Raw genomic sequence first — 17778 nt, forward strand, 5'->3', positions numbered from 1 at the left:
TCTAATCTCAATGAAATTAGAAGGTCTTCATTAAAAATCATTGATTGCAGTCGTTGCAGACTGCTTAAAAATGGAGACGGCGGGAGTCGAACCCGCGTCCGAAGGCATCGTAACGCATGCTTCTACGTGTGTAGTTTATCTATTGAATCTCAATGTGACACTGCCGATAAACAGGCGTTGTCGCATCCAGTCTGGTTCATCTCTTCTTCGCGCCCTCAGACGGCGAGGTTGAAGCGTAGCTTGCTTAGTTTGAGACCCTGATAATCATCCACACAAGCGATGGATGTCAGGATCCGCAGGGCACTTAGGCTGCTGCGAGTTGTGTGTTAGTTTTGCCAGTTATAGGCGTTTGCGTTTTAACGAGGCCGACCCCTCGACACGCCACATACGACCGACCTACCCCCGTCGAATCCATAACGTCCCCGAGGTGGTAATTGGTACTACAACAACTATACCACAATCAGGTCTCGCTGTCAGTATTTTTGCCGGTCCCGGAGTGCCCGGTCGACATCGCGCTTCGCATCTTTCTTCTTCAAGTCGTCGCGCTTGTCATACTTCTTCTTCCCGCGCCCGATGCCGAGGAGACATTTGGCGAAGCCGTTCTTCAGATACACTTTGAGCGGGATGATCGTATACCCGTCACGGCCTTGCGCGCCGATGAGCTGATTGATTTGCTTCTTATGCAACAATAGCTTTCGGACACGAAGCGGCTCATGGTTGAACCGGTTCCCTTGCTCGAACGGGCTGATATGACAGTTATGAAGTGTCGCCTCGCCACCGTCAAAGCGGACATACGCGTCGGCGATATTGATTTTTGACTGCCGCACCGATTTAATCTCGGTCCCCGTCAACACCATGCCGGCTTCAATCGTATCTTCAATCGCATAATCGAAGGACGCTTTTCGGTTTTGCGCGAGCGCGTTCGAATCTTTCTTCTTGGCCATAGACATTCAGTCCTTTACTTCAATATGGAGGAGGGGTCGCCCCCTCCCATCAACGACGCTTCTTCGCTCCGCGTTTGGCGTCGCCTGTTCGTTTTTGACCGTCTTTCTTCTTCAAGTCGAGTGCCGAGCGTCCTTGCGACGTCTTCGGCTTCTCGCCTGGTTTGGACGGTTTGCCGGCTTGACCTGGTTTCCCTGGTTTACCCGGCTTGCCGCGCTTCGGACGTTTGTCGTCACGGCCGCGGCCTTTTTTGTCGTCTTTCTTTGGACGACCTTCCGTCGCTTTAATCGTCGTCGGTTGGCGACGGCGCGACTGTTCCCGTTTCGGCATGCCGACGACGGTGAAGTCGATCGTGCGCTCGTCCAAGTTGACGGCGTCGACCTTGACGCGCACCGCGTCACCGATGCGGAACTGACGTTTCGTCCGCTCGCCGAGCAACATGAGCTGCGACTCGTCGAAGTGGTAGTAGTCATCCATCGACTGGAGACGAACGAGTCCTTCAATCGTGTTCGGGAGCTCGATGAACATTCCGAAGTTCGTGACACCGCTGACGACGCCGTCGAACTCTTCACCGAGACGTGATTCCATGTACTCGGCTTTCTTCAAGGATTGCGTCTCGCGTTCGGCATCGACCGAACGACGCTCGCGTTTCGAAGCCTGTTCGGCGATCGAGTCGAGACGGTCCTCATACTTGGCGATCGTCTTCTCAGACACATCACCGTTGAAAACGTACGTGCGCATGAGACGGTGGACGATCAAGTCCGGGTATCGACGGATCGGCGAGGTGAAGTGCGTATAGAAGTCGGTCGCGAGGCCGAAGTGACCGAGCGAGACGTCATCGTACTTCGCCTGTTGCATTGAACGGAGCATGATCGTGCTGATGACCGGCTCTTCCGGTTCGCCCGAGATCGCCTTCAAAATCTTCTGAAGGGTCTTCGGTTCGACCTTCTGGCCTTTGAACCGTTCGATATGCACGCCGAAGTTCGCGACGAAATCGAAGAAGAAATCGAGCTTGTCCGGTTTCGGGTTATCGTGGACACGATAGATGAACGGCACGTCCATCTTGTGGAAGTGTTCGGCGACCGTCTCGTTGGCCGCGAGCATGAACTCCTCAATCAACTTCTCGGCGACCGAGCGTGGACGCAAGACGATGTCGGCTGGTTTGCCTTCCTCATCGACGACGACTTTCGCTTCGGCGAAATCGAAGTTGATGGCACCACGCGAGTTACGGCGCGTGCGGAGCACTTCCGCGAGTTCGGCCATCAGGTCGAACAACGGGATGTACGGCTCGTACCGTTCGAGCGTCGCTTCGTCATCGCGTTCGATGATTTCACGGACGTTCGTATACGTCATCCGCTCCGTCGTCTTGATGACACTCGGGAACAGCTCATGGTTGACGACCTTCCCGTTTTGCGGGGAAATCTCCATGACACAGCTGAGCGTCAAACGGTTGACGTGCGGGTTGAGCGAACAGATTCCGTTCGAGAGACGGTGCGGCAACATCGGGATGACGCGGTCGACGAGATAGACACTCGTCCCCCGTTCGAACGCTTCGACGTCGAGCGGTGACCCTTCCGTCACGTAGTGTGACACGTCGGCGATATGGACGCCGAGCTCATAGTTGCCGTTGTCGAGTTTCTTGACGTGGACGGCATCGTCCAAGTCTTTCGCGTCTTCGCCGTCAATCGTGAAGATCGTCTCGTTACGAAGGTCGACACGGCCCATGAAGTCTTTCTCGTCGGCCTCGTCCGGCACGGCGTTCGCCTGGTCGATGACATCTTCCGGGAACTCCGTCGGGATGCCGTGCTTATAGACGATCGACAAGATGTCGACGCCTGGGTCGTTCTTGTGTCCGATGATGCGGACGACGTCACACGCTCCGGCGAAACGTCCGTCCGGATATTTCGTGATGCGAACGACGACTTTATGGCCATCGACGGCACCGAGCGATTTGTCCGGGTTGACGACCGGCCAGAAGTTGATGCGCTTGTCATCCGGCTCGATGAAGGCGAACTGGTCGAGGCGTCCGCTCGGGAGCGTATACGTCCCGACGAACTCTGACAAGCCGCGCTTCAAGACTTTGAGGAGCACGCCCTCGGTCTTGCCGCGGTTGTCCTCGCGTTTTTTGACGAGGATCGTGTCCCCGTGGTAGACGTCTTTCAATTGGTCGGGCGGAAGGAACACGTCCTCCGTCTCGCCTTCGACCGATAAGAAGCCGAAGCCGCGTTGGTGAATCGAGATGATTCCCGCTGCTTGGCCGAGCACGGCGAGCGTCCCGTAACGGTTCGTCCGTGTGCGGCCGATTAAGCCCTCTTCTTCGAGGGTGTTCAAGGTGCGGATGAGTTCTTTAAAAGCATCCGTCGACTCGAGCGCAAGACGCTCGGTCAATTGGTCCACCGTCAGTGCTTTATCACTGGCTTGGATGATTTCTAATAATTGTTCACGTAAATTCAACGTGACACCTCCTTTTGTTACTGAAATTTAGAGAGCATTATTCTCTATTGTAGTTTTTTTAAATCTTTTCTCAAAAATAATTTATACATAATTCTAATTTCTAATAACTCATGAGAAAGGAAAAAATAAATCAAAGTGATATTTAAGACGAACAAAAGTTCTTAAATTGTTTAGATTTTTCTAATTGAACACGTGGTAATAGACTATATAAACACATCGGTTACTATATGTCGGTCCAAAGTTAGGGAGGGAATCAATATGCTCAGAGCCTACAAGTATCGGCTCTACCCCACAGAAGCACAGGCACTTTTTTTTGTGAAAACAATAGGTTGTACCCGATTTATTTATAATCGTCTTCTCGCTGACCGAATTGCAATTTATGAGGCGACAAAACAAAATCCAGGTATTAAACAGAAATTCCCGACACCAGCATCATACAAACCAGAGTTTCCATTCCTTCGTGAAGCTGATAGTCTTGCACTGGCAAATGCAAATCTAAACTTGAATGAGGCTTTCGAAAAGTTCTTTACCGGTTCAGGAGGTTTCCCGAAGTTTAAAACCAAACGACATTCGCGTGCCTCATATACTACTAATAATCAGCATGGAACTGTGCGCATCGAGGGGGAAAAGATTCGACTTCCTAAAATTGGTTTCGTGCGATTTAAGCAACACCGACTTTTTCATGGGCTTATTAGGTCTGCCACTATTTCAATGACTAGGACAAGAAAATTCTTTGTCTCTCTTCTTATTCTTGAACAAGAAATCGAGTCAGCCCCCGGGAATCACTTAGTCGGAATTGATCTTGGTCTTCAACATTTTGCAATTCTGACAAATGATAATTTAGTTACAAAGAAAGTTATAAACCCCCGTTTTTTCCGAAAATCCGAAGAAAAAATCAAAAGAGCACAACGCGCGATGTCTCGAAAAAAAGTTGGTAGCAAGAATCGAGAAAAAGCAAGATTGATTTTAGCAAAGAAACACGAGAAGATTGCGAACCAACGTAACGATTTTTTGCATAAATTATCAAAATCTATCGTTGACGAAAACCAAGTCATCGTTATAGAGACATTAAAGCCAAAAAATATGATTCAAGATAGTCATTTAGCAAAATCTATTAGTGATGCCAGCTGGTCTGAGTTTATCCGGCAACTAAAATATAAAGCTACTTTTTACGGTCGGACTCTCATTACAGCTGACCAGTGGTTCGCTTCTACGCAAATATGTTCTTGTTGTGGAAAAGATGATGGCCAAAAACCACTCGGAGTTCGTACTTGGACATGCTCGTCATGTGGCGCAGACCACGACCGAGATGTTAATGCCAGCATAAACTTACTACTATTGGCAAAAAACCACTGAATAAAATCTCAGGGCAGGAACTGCCCAACGAGCTTGGTTTATAACCGTAGCTAATTAGAGTACGGTCTTCCCAAGAAGCTCACCCTTTATCTTGCCTTTCAAGTACTGAGTGAGTAGTTCACACTGACCAGTCTAACGTTTCGAGAAAATCGAGCACGTCCTGGTGCAGTTTCTCTTTTTCTTTATCGAGTGTGATCACGTGTCCCGACTCCTCATACATGAGTAGCTCTTTTTGGAACGCGTTAATCGCCTCGTAAATCTCGTGTGCAGATTCAGGATCGACCATTTGATCTTTCGCCCCTTGAACGACGAGCGCCGGGACGAAAATATCTTCTAGTTTAGTCGTCGTGTCACGGACGAAGGCACGGAGATCCTTGAGCGTCGGCATCGGTTTGAAGTCCGCCATCTCCTGTTCGATCTGTTCAGGTGATTTTTCTTCTCGAGATTTATATTCTCGAGCGTAGGCTTTGACTCCTTTGTATAACCGGTCCTCGGCATCGATTCCGGTCGGGGCACACATCGGGATGACGCCTTTGACGGTTTCCTCCGAAGCGAGGCGCAGCGACATGACGCCTCCGAGCGAGAGGCCACAGACGGCAATCTCCTCATAGCCTTTATCTTTCAACGATTGGTAGGCGTTCAAAACGTCTTCCCACCAGTCGGCCGGTCCGTACTGAAGCAATTCTTCCGGCGGGACGGCATGGCCCCGGTACTGGGGACCCATGCACGTATAGCCTTCTTTTTGCAGGAAACGACCGAGCATGCGGACATCCGCGCTCGATCCGGTAAAGCCATGTAACATCAACACGGCACGTGGTCCGCCTTCAAAGAAGAACGGTTTCGGTGCTGTAATCTTCATTGCTAACGTCATCTCCTCATACAATCCATTATTCCCAAAAAATAATTGAAAAAAACAAAAGCCGACCGCCTCACGTGAAAATCGAGAACGATCAGCCTTTCATCATAGTGATGCGACTAGTAATCCTAAAATGAAAAACAATGTGCCTAGTACAGCTGCAGTTCGGTTCAAAACAGCGTCGAAGCCGCGCGCTTTCTGGCGGCCGAACAACTGCTCCGCGCCACCTGCAATCGCCCCAAGACCTTGCGACCGACCTGACATGAGCAGTACGACGACAATCAATAAAACAGCCACGACGAGTAGGCTGATTGTAGCGATCGTTTGCATAGTAGTCAGTTCCTCCTTCTTTTTACACGCTTCTTATTATATAGAAGTTGGCGTCAAAACACCAGCTTTCAAATTATCGGGACGGGTAGCTAAACCCTTCCCCGATGACCTCTTTCACTTGGTGGATGACGACGAAGGCACGTGGGTCTGTCACTTCGACGATTTTCTTGAGTGGACCGACTTGGCGCTTGTCGACGATCATATACAGCATGTTCTTATCTTGCTTCGTATAGTAGCCGTGACCGTGAATAATCGTCGCCGAGCGGCCGAGCGTCTCCGTCAACACGACGGCGAGCTCTTCTTGCTTGTCACTGATGATGGTGACGGCCTTACGGATGTTGAGTCCTTCGGCGACGAGGTCGATGACCCACGAGCCGATGATGATGGCGATCAACGTATAGAGCACGACCTGCTCCCCGAGGATGAAGCCCGACGCCCCGACGACGATCGCATCGATGATGAACATCGACACAGCGACGCTCATATGCAAGTAGCGCTCCATGAGGCGGGCGATGATGACCCCGCCCCCGGTCGTCCCGCCGACGCGGAGCACCATGCCGATGCCGACCCCGATCATAATCCCGGCATACACCGCCGCGAGTAGTTTGTCCTCGGCCGGGCTGCCCCAGTCATGGGTCAAGCTGAGGAAGAACGACGTTGCGATGACCGCGACGACCGAGTAGACCATCGTCCGGCGGTCGAGCAGCTTATAGCCGACGATGAATAAAATCCCGTTCCCGATAATCGACGTGACCCCGAGGTCCCAGCCGAACATGTAGTACAGGATGATGGTGACCCCGAGCAGGCCGCCTTCCGAGAAGTCGTTCGGGACGGTGAAGTAGTTCACCCCGAACGAGAGAATGAATGAGCCGGCGACGATCCAGGCGATATCCTTCAAGGAAATCGATTGGAGCTTCTTCCAGACTTGTTGACGCAATAGATGTTGTTGTTGACGTTTCATTGGTTGTCCCCCTTCCATATAAAAAAGACCGCGGCACAAAGCCGCAGTCTAAGTCTTACTGTTGAACTGGCTTTGGCGCACCGTCTTTCATAATCGGCAACTTGCGGTCCACGACGTTCGTGTAGACGTTCAAGAGTGCCTCTTTTTCCAAATCCCAGTTATATTGCTCACGCGCCGTCTTCGTGTTCTCTTTGACACGGGCGTAGAGTGCTTGATCGTCGAGCAGGCGGTTGACGCCTTCGGCGATCGATTGTGGGTCGTGCGAATCGACGACGACACCGACGTCGTTGCCGGCGACGACACGTTCGATTTCCGGGAAGTCACATGAGACGACCGGTACTTCGGCCATCAAATATTCGAACAGTTTGTTCGATGACGCCGAGTAGTGGTTGAAGCAGACGTTGTTCAACACTTGGAAACCGAGATACGCGTTCATCGTATAGTACGGTAACGCCTCGACCGGTACTTTGTCAATCATCTTGACGCGGTCGCTGACGCCTTCGTCCTCGATCATCTGTTTGATCACCGGCTTGAGTTTCCCGTCCCCGATCATGACGAGCGTGCCTTCGTTGAAGTCCTTGACGGCGAGGATGAGTTGCTCGAGTCCGCGGCCGGCTTGAATGCCGCCTTGGTACAAGAGGATCTTTTCATCTTTCGGCAAGTCGAGGAGCGCATGCAAGTCTTTGCGGAGCGTGAAGTCGAGCGGACGATAGAACGGATAGTTGTGGAGCACGTACGGATAGAAGCCGTAGAGTTCCTCGTTGTGCGCCGCGCGCGTGTGGTTCTCGACCATCATCGAGTCGACGTATGGCAAGAGCCAGCCTTCGAGGTTACTTTGGATATAACCGTAACCGGTCCGGTCCGTCTGGACTTCGTGCGAATCGTAGACGATTTTGCCTTTGTTGACGAGTTTCCCGGCGATCAACGCCTGCGGGAGCGTGTTCAAGTCGTTGGCGTGATAGAAATCGTACGACTTCTTCGTCGAAGTGAACACCATCTCGAGCATCGCGCTCGCGTTGACGATGTTTTTACGCACCGGTGGGAACAAAATCGCACCCGCTGCCGCACCGAGTCCGAGCATCGTCAGTGGTGCGAGGACGAGCAGTCCTACGCCGACGAGTCCGGCACCGAGTTGACGCGTCTTCTTCGCGCTGACCCATGTGCGGACCGATTTGAGCGCCTTCATCCCGTTGGCGAGAATCGACGGCTGACGTTTGACACGGATGACGCGGAATCCTTCCGGACGCATCTCCTCTTTCGGGAGCGACGGATTTTTCGGGTCTTGGAGCGCGATCAAATCGACTTCATAGCCCGCCTCGGCGAGCGCCGAGCATTCGCGCAAGACGCGCGCATCATTCGTAAAATGGTTCCATACAAACATACATACTGACTTCATCGTGTTTCCTCCATCGTTACTTTTTCTATCACGTCTTCGAGGACGTGTATGTTGTTTTCCCAACACAGATTGTCTTTCACATAACGGATCCCGTTCACGCCGTATTTCTCGCGTAAGTCGGGACGTTCGAGCAGTTTCCGGAGCATGAGCTCGATCTCGTTGATGTCACGCTTCCGTGACACGTAACCGACCTCGGCCGCTTCGATGACATTCGCCGCATGGCCTGACACCGCCGCGACGATCGGTTTACCGACCGCCATATAATCAATCAATTTACCCGGGATGACCGTATCGAACACTTCTTGCTCAATCAAGCTGACGAACGCGACGTCCGCGTTCTTGATGGCTTGGAACGCCTCCGTCCGAGGCATCGCCTCGAGGAAGAGGAAGTTCTTGAAACCGCGGGCTTTAATCATGTCTTTCAATTCGTTCTTCCGGTATCCATAGCCGATCAACTTGAAATGCACGCGCGGCTCGTCACGGAATCGTTCTGCAAGCTCGAGCAAGAGCGATACGTCTTGGGCGAGGCCCATGTTCCCGGCGTACAGAATCTCCATCCGGTCGTCCTCAGGGACGGTCCGCTCGAGGTTGCGCTCGCTCTCTCGAATCGAGTTCGGCATATAGTGAATCATGTCGTTGTCGACGCCACGTTGGCGCAGATAGCTGCGGAACCCTTCCGAGTTGATGATGATTTCATCGGCCGCCTTATAGAGCCGCTTCTCAAACCAAAACGCCGGGGCGAGCATCCAGTCGTGTTTGAACACACCGACGCCTTTCACCGACTCCGGCCAGAGGTCACGGACGTCCAAGATGAACGGGACGCCATACTTCCGTTTCGCATACACACCGACGAACGCCATAAAAAAAGACGGGGTCGTCGCAAAGACGACATCCGGTTTCGAGTCGAGCTTTTGGACGGCAGCGACGCCTTTAATCATCTGTTCCAAAAACAAAGCGAGCCGGCTCACCATGTTCGACGTATGCTTGCGTTTCTTCGTGATGAGACGCTTGATGAACGGTTGGTTGTTGAGCGCCTTGTCGTTCCAGAAGCGGTCGTCTTTATACAAGTTGAAGTTCGGATACGACGGGGCGGCCGTGATGACCTCCACGTCGTAACCGCGTTCTTTCATGAGATGCGTAATATTTTGCATCCGGTTCCCGGCACTGCCGATTTCCGGATAATAGTTTTGACAGACCATTAACATTGTTTTCAAAAATAACACACCTTACTGTTGTTCGAGTTCGTCCACGAAGCGCTTCAAGAGCGTGTGGACGTTGGCTTTTAAATCTGGGTCGCAGAGCGCATGGGCAATCGTCGCTTCGATGAAGCCGATCGGTTCCCCAACGTCATAGCGACGCCCGTCAAATTCATAGGCGAAGACGGTCTCCACCTCGTTCAAGCGGGCGATGGCGTCCGTCAGTTGGATCTCGCCGCCCGTCCCGATTTCTTGCGCCGACAACGCCTCGAAGACGTCCGGCGTCAAAATGTAGCGGCCGAGGATGGCGAGGTTCGATGGGGCTTCTCCGACAGCCGGTTTCTCAACGAACGTCCGGACCGGGATCAGCTTCCCTTCGACGGCAAGCGGGTCAATTATACCATATCGATTCGTCATTTCATACGGGACGCGCTGCACCCCGATAATCGAACGCTCATACTGCTCGTACTGGTCAATCAATTGCTTCGTCGCCGGCACGTCTGCCTCGATGATGTCGTCCCCGAGCAGGACCGCGAACGGTTCATCGCCGATGAACTTGCGGGCACACCAAATCGCGTGGCCGAGCCCTTTCGGCTCCTGTTGCCGTATGTAGTGGATATTGGCGAGGTTCGACGAGTGGCGCACCGACTCGAGGAGCTCGATCTTGCCTTTTGACTCAAGGTTCTGTTCGAGTTCGATGGCCCGGTCGAAATGGTCCTCGATGGCGCGCTTGTTCTTCCCGGTCACGATGATGATGTCCTCGATGCCGGAAGCGACGGCTTCTTCCACGATGAATTGGATCGTCGGTTTGTTGACGATCGGGAGCATCTCTTTTGGCATCGCCTTCGTCGCCGGCAAGAAGCGGGTACCGAGCCCGGCGGCCGGGATGATGGCTTTCCGTACGCGTGTCATGGACGTCTCTCCTTTTTGTAGTCTGTATCTGATTATACCCAATTTTCAAGCGTTCACGCACTCAAAAAAACGGCCGTGACGCACGTCACGACCATTTCCGGTCGTCCATATACTTATACAGGAACCAACCACCGACACCGAGCGCGATGAGAAGAAGGAGAAAACCGCTGATCATCATGACGAACGCCTCCTTTCACCTACACTCTTCTATTCCCGGAATGAGCACTCGACAAGCGTCCGTCTCAACCTTTCTTAGAACCACTTCCGTCCATGCACCTCGATGAACCGGTACTCTTCTTGATAATGGTCATAGTGCCCGTCATCGATCATGTGTTGGAACGCGACATCCCCTTCCGCCGCTTTCCGTTTCATCAATCGACAGAGCGCATCGATTCGTAACAGCAACATCGTCAGCAACTCTGTTGTCGATTCTTCCCAGCCGTATGCTTTCAAGAAGAGAGCGACTCGTCGTTTGTACGTCCCATCATCGCGCTTCGCCTCATAGTGAACAACTTCACCCGACTCGGCTTGATGACGCCGGCTGAGCGGGACGAACGTATAAAGCGCATATACAATATCCCAAGCGCGTGGACCCGGTGCGGCCAAATCAAAGTCGATGACCCCTGTCACTTTCCCGTCATGGAAAATCGTATTGTAGACGGCGAAGTCGTTGTGGCAAATCACTTCAAACGGTTTTGGCGTATGGTCGAGCGGTTGCCAGTCAGACGGCCACTCGACATCCGTGGTCGCGTCATGCAGCTGACGCATCAGTCGAGCGGCGTCTTGAATCGCCTCATCTGACCACATGTAGGCTTTCAACGGATAATCGGCCGTCTCCCCTTCGAGGTACGTCAAAATCTCCCGGTCCTGTTCATCCTCCCCGACAAATCGCGGCACGCCCGATATCCCCTTCGCCTCCAAATGTTTTAACAACCAATGGACATTCGCACTTACCTCTTTCTGCGTGCGATAGACATGATTCCCCTTTTTGTAGACGGTCGACACGTTCCCCCCGCTCAACCTCTCCTCTTGCTCATTCGATTGGTCCATCCAATCCCCCCATTCTTCATCAGTCACGTTCAGTATACAGCAACACGGGGTGTCGATGACGAGGAAGCTCGACACAGAGCATCGGTGCCACTTGGACAGGAGTATCTCGCAATATACATACATTCAGTGTCGACTCTTGCAAAATCTTAGATTGGTGCGCGACTGAATCAGACGGTGGGCGACTCCTTGGGGAGAGTGATGCAAGGATGACCCCGTAAAGCGCGCATGCGCTGCGGAGGCATCCGCATCACCCCAGGAAAGCGTCCCACCGTCTGATGAACGTCTGATCCACCAACAAAAAAAACAGGCCCGCACGAGGCGGACCTGAAACAATCAATTATTTTTTGAGGTTGTAGAACGACTTGATACCGTCGTATTTCGCTACATCGCCGAGCATGTCTTCGATGCGGAGAAGTTGGTTGTACTTCGCGATACGGTCTGTACGCGAGAGCGAACCAGTTTTGATTTGACCAGCGTTTGTCGCAACAGCGATGTCCGCGATCGTCGCATCTTCTGTTTCACCAGAACGGTGTGAGATAACAGCTGTGTAACCAGCTTTTTTAGCCATTTCGATCGCGTCGAATGTTTCTGTGAGCGTACCGATTTGGTTAACTTTGATGAGGATCGAGTTCGAGATTCCTTTTTCGATACCTTCAGCCAATTTCTCAGTGTTCGTTACGAAGAGGTCATCCCCTACGAGCTGAACTTTGTCACCGATTTTGTCAGTGAGCAATTTGAAGCCGTCCCAGTCGTTTTCGTCGCAACCGTCTTCGATTGAGATGATTGGGTATTTGCTTACGAGCTCAGCGTAGAAGTCTACGAGCTCAGCAGTTGTCATTGACTTGCCTTCGCCAGCGAGTTCGTACTTGCCAGTCGACTTGTCGTAGAACTCAGAAGACGCAACGTCCATTGCGAGGTAGATGTCTTCGCCAGCTTTGTAACCAGCTTTTTCGATCGCTTCAAGGATAACTGTGATCGCTTCTTCGTTAGACTTAAGGTTTGGTGCGAAACCACCTTCGTCACCGACAGCTGTGTTAAGACCCATACCAGAAAGAACTGATTTGAGGGCGTGGAATACTTCTGCACCCATGCGGAGCGCTTCGCGGAACGTTGGCGCGCCAACAGGCATGATCATGAACTCTTGGAAGTCAACGTTGTTGTCAGCGTGCGAACCACCGTTGATGATGTTCATCATTGGAGTTGGAAGCGTCTTCGCGTTGAATCCACCGAGGTACGTGTAAAGTGGAAGGCCGAGCTCGTCTGCTGCTGCGTGTGCTGCTGCCATAGAGACACCAAGGATCGCGTTTGCGCCGAGTTTACCTTTGTTTTTCGTACCGTCGAGCTCGATCATTTTCTTATCGAGTGCGTTTTGGTCGAATACATCGTAGCCGATGAGTTCTGGTGCGATTGTGTCGTTTACGTTAGCAACGGCTTTGAGTACGCCTTTACCAAGGTAACGTGACTTGTCGCCATCACGGAGTTCAACTGCTTCGTGCTCACCAGTTGATGCGCCTGATGGGACGAGGGCACGGCCGAAACCGCCGTCTTCTGTGAAGACTTCTACTTCGATTGTTGGGTTACCGCGTGAATCCAAAATCTCGCGTGCGTAAATTTCTGTAATCATTGACATGAAAATTCGCTCCTTTTTGTTTGGAAAGTTTTTTGAGTTACTTCGTGACGATTGATGTGCCGGTCATTTCGGCCGGTTGCTCTCCACCGAGAAGGTGAAGGAGCGTCGGGGCGAGGTCGCACAAGGCGCCTTCTAGAACTGGTTTCAGTTCCACCCCTTCTTTCGTGACGATACATGGTACTGGTTCCGTCGTGTGTGCCGTCATCGGTGAGCCGTCCGGGTTCGTGACAAGGTCAGCGTTCCCGTGGTCCGCCGTGATGATCGCCGCGCCGCCTTTGGCAATGAGTGCGTCCACTACTTTACCGAGGCATTCGTCGACGACTTCGACAGCTTTCTTCGTCGGTTCGAGCATACCGGAATGGCCGACCATGTCCGGGTTCGCGTAGTTGATGATATACGCGTCATACGTGTCCGATTCGATCCGTTCGAGAAGACCTTCCGTGAGCTCGTATGCGCTCATTTCTGGCTTCAAGTCGTACGTTGCCACTTTCGGTGACGGTACGAGGAAACGATCTTCACCTTCGAACGGTGTTTCTTGTTGTCCGTTCAAGAAGAACGTGACGTGCGGGTATTTCTCAGTTTCCGCAGCGCGGAGCTGTTTGTACCCTTGCGCGGCGAGAGTCTCACCGAGCGTGTTTTTCAAATCTTCTGGTGGGAAGACGATGTCCGTGTCGATTTCATCCGAGAATTTCGTCATCGAGACGAGTAAGATGTTCTCTGGATGTGCGCTCGAAAGTTCGAAGCCTTTGAAGCCGGTCTTCTCTTTGAACACTTTCGCAAGTTCAATCGCCCGGTCCGGACGGAAGTTGAAGAACATGATTGCGTCGTTGTCTTTAATCGTCGCAATCGGTTGACCGTCTTTCTCGATGACCGTCGGAAGAACGAATTCATCCGTTAAGCCGTCTGCATACGACTGTTTAAGAACGTCGACTGCATTCGTGCCGACTTCGCCTTTCGCGTTGACGAGCACGTCGTATACTTTCTCGACGCGTTCCCAACGGTTGTCGCGGTCCATGGCATAGTAACGTCCAGACACGCTAGCGACTTGACCGAGTCCGAGTTCAGCGAGCTTCGCTTCCGTTTGTTCGAGGAAGCCAGCGCCTGATTTCGGATCACAGTCACGGCCGTCCGTGAAAGCGTGAATGAATACTTTTTCGATACCATGAAGTTTTGCAAACTCGACGATGGCGTACATGTGGTTGATGTGAGAGTGAATCCCACCGTCTGAGACGAGGCCCATGATGTGGAGGCTCGAATCATACTTTTTCACATGTCCGGCCAAGTGGTTCATCGCTTGGCGGTCGAAGAGTGAACGGTCTTTGATGGAGTTGTTGACGCGTGAAAGTGACTGATAGACGACCCGGCCGGCACCGATGTTCAAGTGACCGACTTCCGAGTTCCCCATCTGACCTTCCGGAAGGCCGACGTACTCGCCTTTCGCGTTCAAGAGCGTATGTGGATACTGCTCCCAGAAGCGGTCGAAGTTCGGTTTGTTCGCCGCAGCGACCGCATTACCGAACGTCTCGTTCCGCATTCCAAAACCATCCAAGATGATGAGGGCGACTGGTCTTGCCATTTAAATCGCCTCCAACAACTTGAGGAACGAAGCAGCTTCAAGTGAAGCACCGCCGACGAGTGCGCCGTCGATGTCTTCTTGTGCCATATACTCCTTGATGTTCTCAGGTTTTACAGAACCGCCGTATTGGATGCGAACCGCAGCCGCCACGTCTTCACCGTAAAGACCTTTTACCACGTCACGAACATATTTGCATGAGCTTTGCGCGTCTGCTTCGTCCGCTGATTTACCAGTGCCGATTGCCCAAACTGGCTCGTACGCGATGACGAGTTGTTTGACTTGGTCAGCAGAAAGGTCCGCGAGGCCACCTTCGACTTGCGTCTTGATGACGTCTTCGAACTTGCCGCCTTCGCGCTCTTCCAATGTCTCACCGACGCAAACGATTGGCGTAAGACCGTGTTCGAACGCTTTTTTCGTTTTGCTGTTGATGAACGCATCTGATTCGCCGAAGTATTCGCGACGCTCTGAGTGTCCAAGGATGACATATGTCACGCCGAGGTCAGCGACCATGGCCGGGCTGATTTCGCCTGTGTATGCCCCGCTGTCTTTGTCGTACATGTTTTGTGCACTGAGTTTCAAGTTCGATCCTTTAGCCGCTTCTACCATTGGGGCCAAGAATACTGCTGGTGCACCAATCGCCGCGTCAACTTTGTCCGTTGACGGGATATTGTTTTTAACTTCCTCTACGAAAGCGACGGCTTCCGAGAGTGTTTTGTTCATTTTCCAGTTACCTGCAATAATCGGTTTACGCATCGATAACCCTCCTCTGTTTTACTTGTCGTTCAACGCTTCGACGCCTGGAAGTTTCTTGCCTTCCATGAATTCGAGTGAAGCGCCGCCACCAGTCGAGATGTGGCTCATTTGGTCAGCAAGGCCGAACTTGGCTGCTGCCGCGGCTGAGTCACCACCACCGATGATTGAGTATGCGTCGCTGTCTGCGAGTGCTTGAGCGACACCTTTCGTTCCGTTAGCGTACTTATCGAGTTCGAATACGCCCATCGGTCCGTTCCAAACGACAAGTTTCGATTCGCGAATCGCTTCCGCGTAAATTTCGACTGTCTTCGGTCCGATATCAAGACCCATGTGATCCGCAGGGATCGAGTCGATATCGACTGGTCCGACGTATGTCTCTTCGCCGAATTCTTTCGCAATGACACAGTCGACCGGCATCAAGAACTTCACGCCTTTGTCTTCTGCTTTTTTCATGAATTGACGAGCGAGGTCGAGCTTGTCTTCTTCAAGGAGTGACGTTCCGACTTCGTGCCCGAGTGCTTTCGAGAACGTGTACGAGAGACCGCCACCGATGATGAGTGTGTCAACGATGTCAAGAAGGTGGTCGATGACCCCAATCTTGTCAGCAACTTTCGATCCGCCGATAATCGCCGTGAACGGACGGTCTGGATTCGAGAGTGCCTTGCCGAGGACTTCAAGTTCTTTCTCCATCAAGAAACCAGCAACCGCGTGGTCGACGTGGTGCGCGATGCCTTCTGTCGAAGCGTGGGCACGGTGAGCCGCACCGAACGCGTCGTTGACGAAGATATCAGCGAGTGCCGCGAAACCTTTCGCGAGTTCTGGATCGTTTTTCGTTTCACCAGGGTAGAAACGGACGTTCTCGAGAACGACGACGTCACCTTCACCAAGTTTTGAAACGGCTTCTTCTGCGACTGGACCGTACGCCTCTTCGACGAGGGGTACTTCTTTGCCGAGAAGTTCAGCGAGACGTGTTGCGACCGGTGCGAGTGAGAACTCGAGGTTCTTCTCGCCTTTTGGACGGCCGAGGTGGCTCGCCAAAATGACTTTCGCGCCGCCGTCGATCAAGTGCTTGATCGTTGGAAGTGCCGCTTGAATCCGCGTTTCATCTTGAATGACGCCATCTTTGAGTGGAACGTTGAAGTCAACGCGGCAAAAGACGCGTTTCCCTTTTACATCGATGTCACGAATAGACTGTTTGTTCATAACCTTCGCCTCCATATGTCGTGCGTGTCAATTTCATAAATAGAGCGGAGAACAATCTCTTGTTTCCGCTCCTATTTGATTCTATTTAGTTCACGAACTTACTTCGCGATTTCAGCGAAGTGCTTGAGTGTGCGAACCAATTGTGCAGTGTAAGACATTTCGTTGTCGTACCAAGAAACTGTCTTAACGAGTTGCTTGTCGCCAACTGTCATTACTTTAGTTTGTGTTGCATCGAAGAGTGAACCGTAAGTGATTCCGACGATGTCAGAAGATACGATTTCGTCTTCAGTGTAACCGTAAGACTCGTTCGCTGCTGCTTTCATTGCTGCGTTGATTTCGTCAACAGATACAGTTTTCTCAAGAACTGTTACGAGCTCTGTGAGTGAACCTGTAGCAACTGGTACACGTTGTGCCGCACCGTCAAGTTTACCTTGAAGTTCTGGGATAACGAGGCCGATTGCTTTAGCCGCACCAGTTGTGTTCGGTACGATGTTCGCTGCTGCTGCACGTGCACGACGGAAGTCGCCTTTCGGGTGTGGAGCGTCAAGTGTGTTTTGGTCGCCTGTGTAAGCGTGGATTGTTGTCATAAGACCTTCGATGATTCCGAACTGGTCTTGGAGAACTTTAGCCATTGGCGCCAAGCAGTTTGTCGTACATGAAGCACCAGAGATTACTGTCTCTGTACCATCGAGGATGTCGTGGTTTGTGTTATAAACGACAGTTTTCATGTCACCTGTAGCTGGAGCCGAGATGACAACTTTTTTCGCGCCAGCTTTCAAGTGAAGCTCCGCTTTTTCTTTGTCTGTGAAGAATCCAGTACATTCGAGTACGATGTCAACACCGAGCTCGCCCCATGGAAGTTCTTCTGGGTTACGGTTAGCAAGTGTGATGACTTTCTCGCCGTTAACGAGGAAGTGATCGTCGTGTACTTCAACGTCTCCGTCGAAACGACCTTGAGTCGTGTCGTACTTGAGAAGGTGAGCAAGCATCTTCGTGTCAGTCAAGTCGTTGATTGCAACAACTTCGATTCCTTCGTTTTTGATGATCTCGCGGAATGCCAAACGACCAATACGTCCAAATCCGTTAATACCAACTTTTACTGCCATAGTTAATTTCCTCCTTAGGGTAGAAGCTATTTATTGAAGAGCCAACGGGGGTCAACT

Annotated in this window: 15 protein-coding genes and 1 other RNA gene; 1 reads left to right on the forward strand and 15 read right to left on the reverse strand. The window is 51.9% G+C overall.

Annotated elements, in window-relative coordinates; genetic code table 11:
* Nucleotides 1-68: 68 nt before the first annotated feature.
* The 3 genes from ssrA to rnr form a co-directional block, all read right to left on the reverse strand.
* Nucleotides 69-424: a transfer-messenger RNA gene (gene ssrA, locus KNP68_RS06790) on the reverse strand.
* A gap of 49 nt (nucleotides 425-473) precedes the next feature.
* Complete coding sequence (gene smpB / locus KNP68_RS06795; RefSeq protein WP_029595066.1) at nucleotides 474-944, reverse strand: SsrA-binding protein SmpB; 471 nt, start codon at nucleotides 942-944, stop codon at nucleotides 474-476.
* Between the two features lie 49 nt (nucleotides 945-993).
* Nucleotides 994-3396, reverse strand: a complete 2403-nt coding sequence (gene rnr / locus KNP68_RS06800; protein WP_214799120.1) for a ribonuclease R — start codon at nucleotides 3394-3396, stop codon at nucleotides 994-996.
* Nucleotides 3397-3654: 258 nt separating this feature from the next.
* Here rnr and tnpB point away from each other — a divergent pair, with 258 nt between their 5' ends.
* Entirely contained in the window at nucleotides 3655-4752 is a 1098-nt protein-coding gene (tnpB, locus tag KNP68_RS06805) for an IS200/IS605 family element RNA-guided endonuclease TnpB (protein ID WP_214799123.1), read from the forward strand.
* 118 nt (nucleotides 4753-4870) lie between these two features.
* Here the strand turns inward: tnpB and KNP68_RS06810 are convergent, their stop codons facing one another.
* From KNP68_RS06810 to gap, 12 genes are all read right to left on the reverse strand, one after another.
* The gene (locus KNP68_RS06810; protein WP_214799125.1) at nucleotides 4871-5611 is read right to left on the reverse strand and encodes an alpha/beta hydrolase; all 741 of its coding nucleotides are present in this window, start codon (nucleotides 5609-5611) and stop codon (nucleotides 4871-4873) included.
* 102 nt (nucleotides 5612-5713) lie between these two features.
* Complete coding sequence (secG, locus tag KNP68_RS06815; RefSeq protein ID WP_012726902.1) at nucleotides 5714-5938, reverse strand: preprotein translocase subunit SecG; 225 nt, start codon at nucleotides 5936-5938, stop codon at nucleotides 5714-5716.
* Nucleotides 5939-6011: 73 nt separating this feature from the next.
* Complete coding sequence (locus tag KNP68_RS06820; RefSeq protein WP_131472337.1) at nucleotides 6012-6899, reverse strand: YitT family protein; 888 nt, start codon at nucleotides 6897-6899, stop codon at nucleotides 6012-6014.
* A gap of 55 nt (nucleotides 6900-6954) precedes the next feature.
* Nucleotides 6955-8295, reverse strand: coding sequence for a glycosyltransferase (locus KNP68_RS06825; protein WP_214756739.1), 1341 nt, complete (start codon nucleotides 8293-8295; stop codon nucleotides 6955-6957).
* Nucleotides 8292-9500 carry a glycosyltransferase family 4 protein gene (locus tag KNP68_RS06830; protein WP_251130877.1) on the reverse strand — a complete coding sequence of 403 codons (1209 nt, stop codon included), beginning with the start codon at nucleotides 9498-9500 and terminating at the stop codon, nucleotides 8292-8294. Before KNP68_RS06830 ends, KNP68_RS06825 begins: the two co-directional genes overlap by 4 nt.
* Before the next feature lie 21 nt (nucleotides 9501-9521).
* A complete protein-coding gene (gene galU / locus KNP68_RS06835) occupies nucleotides 9522-10403 on the reverse strand; it encodes a UTP--glucose-1-phosphate uridylyltransferase GalU (protein WP_214799126.1) in 882 nt (293 codons plus the stop codon).
* Between the two features lie 252 nt (nucleotides 10404-10655).
* Nucleotides 10656-11453: a phosphotransferase gene (locus KNP68_RS06840; protein ID WP_214799128.1), complete on the reverse strand. Its 798-nt coding sequence runs from the start codon at nucleotides 11451-11453 to the stop codon at nucleotides 10656-10658.
* A 337-nt stretch (nucleotides 11454-11790) separates the two neighbouring features.
* Entirely contained in the window at nucleotides 11791-13083 is a 1293-nt protein-coding gene (eno, locus tag KNP68_RS06845) for a phosphopyruvate hydratase (RefSeq protein WP_021065450.1), read from the reverse strand.
* Nucleotides 13084-13120: 37 nt separating this feature from the next.
* Nucleotides 13121-14659, reverse strand: a complete 1539-nt coding sequence (gene gpmI / locus KNP68_RS06850; protein ID WP_021065449.1) for a 2,3-bisphosphoglycerate-independent phosphoglycerate mutase — start codon at nucleotides 14657-14659, stop codon at nucleotides 13121-13123.
* Nucleotides 14660-15412 (reverse strand): triose-phosphate isomerase, encoded by a 753-nt coding sequence (gene tpiA, locus KNP68_RS06855; RefSeq protein ID WP_131437841.1) that lies wholly within the window; start codon nucleotides 15410-15412, stop codon nucleotides 14660-14662. It abuts the gene before it with no gap.
* A gap of 18 nt (nucleotides 15413-15430) precedes the next feature.
* Nucleotides 15431-16615 carry a phosphoglycerate kinase gene (locus tag KNP68_RS06860; RefSeq protein ID WP_131472331.1) on the reverse strand — a complete coding sequence of 395 codons (1185 nt, stop codon included), beginning with the start codon at nucleotides 16613-16615 and terminating at the stop codon, nucleotides 15431-15433.
* Nucleotides 16616-16713: 98 nt separating this feature from the next.
* Nucleotides 16714-17721: a type I glyceraldehyde-3-phosphate dehydrogenase gene (gene gap, locus KNP68_RS06865; protein ID WP_021065446.1), complete on the reverse strand. Its 1008-nt coding sequence runs from the start codon at nucleotides 17719-17721 to the stop codon at nucleotides 16714-16716.
* Between the last annotated feature and the right edge of the window lie 57 nt (nucleotides 17722-17778).

Origin of the sequence: Exiguobacterium sp. s50 (assembly GCF_018618175.1) — a bacterium.
GTDB classification, from domain to species: Bacteria; Bacillota; Bacilli; order Exiguobacteriales; family Exiguobacteriaceae; genus Exiguobacterium; species Exiguobacterium chiriqhucha.

Coding starts and splice junctions, on each gene's coding strand:
- eno (WP_021065450.1), bottom strand. CDS start 13,083: ATGTCAATGATTACAGAAATTTACGCACGCGAGATTTTGGATTCACGC.
- gpmI (WP_021065449.1), bottom strand. CDS start 14,659: ATGGCAAGACCAGTCGCCCTCATCATCTTGGATGGTTTTGGAATGCGG.
- secG (WP_012726902.1), bottom strand. CDS start 5,938: ATGCAAACGATCGCTACAATCAGCCTACTCGTCGTGGCTGTTTTATTG.
- KNP68_RS06820 (WP_131472337.1), bottom strand. CDS start 6,899: ATGAAACGTCAACAACAACATCTATTGCGTCAACAAGTCTGGAAGAAG.
- KNP68_RS06840 (WP_214799128.1), bottom strand. CDS start 11,453: ATGGACCAATCGAATGAGCAAGAGGAGAGGTTGAGCGGGGGGAACGTG.
- KNP68_RS06830 (WP_251130877.1), bottom strand. CDS start 9,500: ATGTTAATGGTCTGTCAAAACTATTATCCGGAAATCGGCAGTGCCGGG.
- galU (WP_214799126.1), bottom strand. CDS start 10,403: ATGACACGCGTACGGAAAGCCATCATCCCGGCCGCCGGGCTCGGTACC.
- KNP68_RS06825 (WP_214756739.1), bottom strand. CDS start 8,295: ATGAAGTCAGTATGTATGTTTGTATGGAACCATTTTACGAATGATGCG.
- smpB (WP_029595066.1), bottom strand. CDS start 944: ATGGCCAAGAAGAAAGATTCGAACGCGCTCGCGCAAAACCGAAAAGCG.
- tnpB (WP_214799123.1), top strand. CDS start 3,655: ATGCTCAGAGCCTACAAGTATCGGCTCTACCCCACAGAAGCACAGGCA.
- gap (WP_021065446.1), bottom strand. CDS start 17,721: ATGGCAGTAAAAGTTGGTATTAACGGATTTGGACGTATTGGTCGTTTG.
- tpiA (WP_131437841.1), bottom strand. CDS start 15,412: ATGCGTAAACCGATTATTGCAGGTAACTGGAAAATGAACAAAACACTC.
- KNP68_RS06810 (WP_214799125.1), bottom strand. CDS start 5,611: ATGAAGATTACAGCACCGAAACCGTTCTTCTTTGAAGGCGGACCACGT.
- KNP68_RS06860 (WP_131472331.1), bottom strand. CDS start 16,615: ATGAACAAACAGTCTATTCGTGACATCGATGTAAAAGGGAAACGCGTC.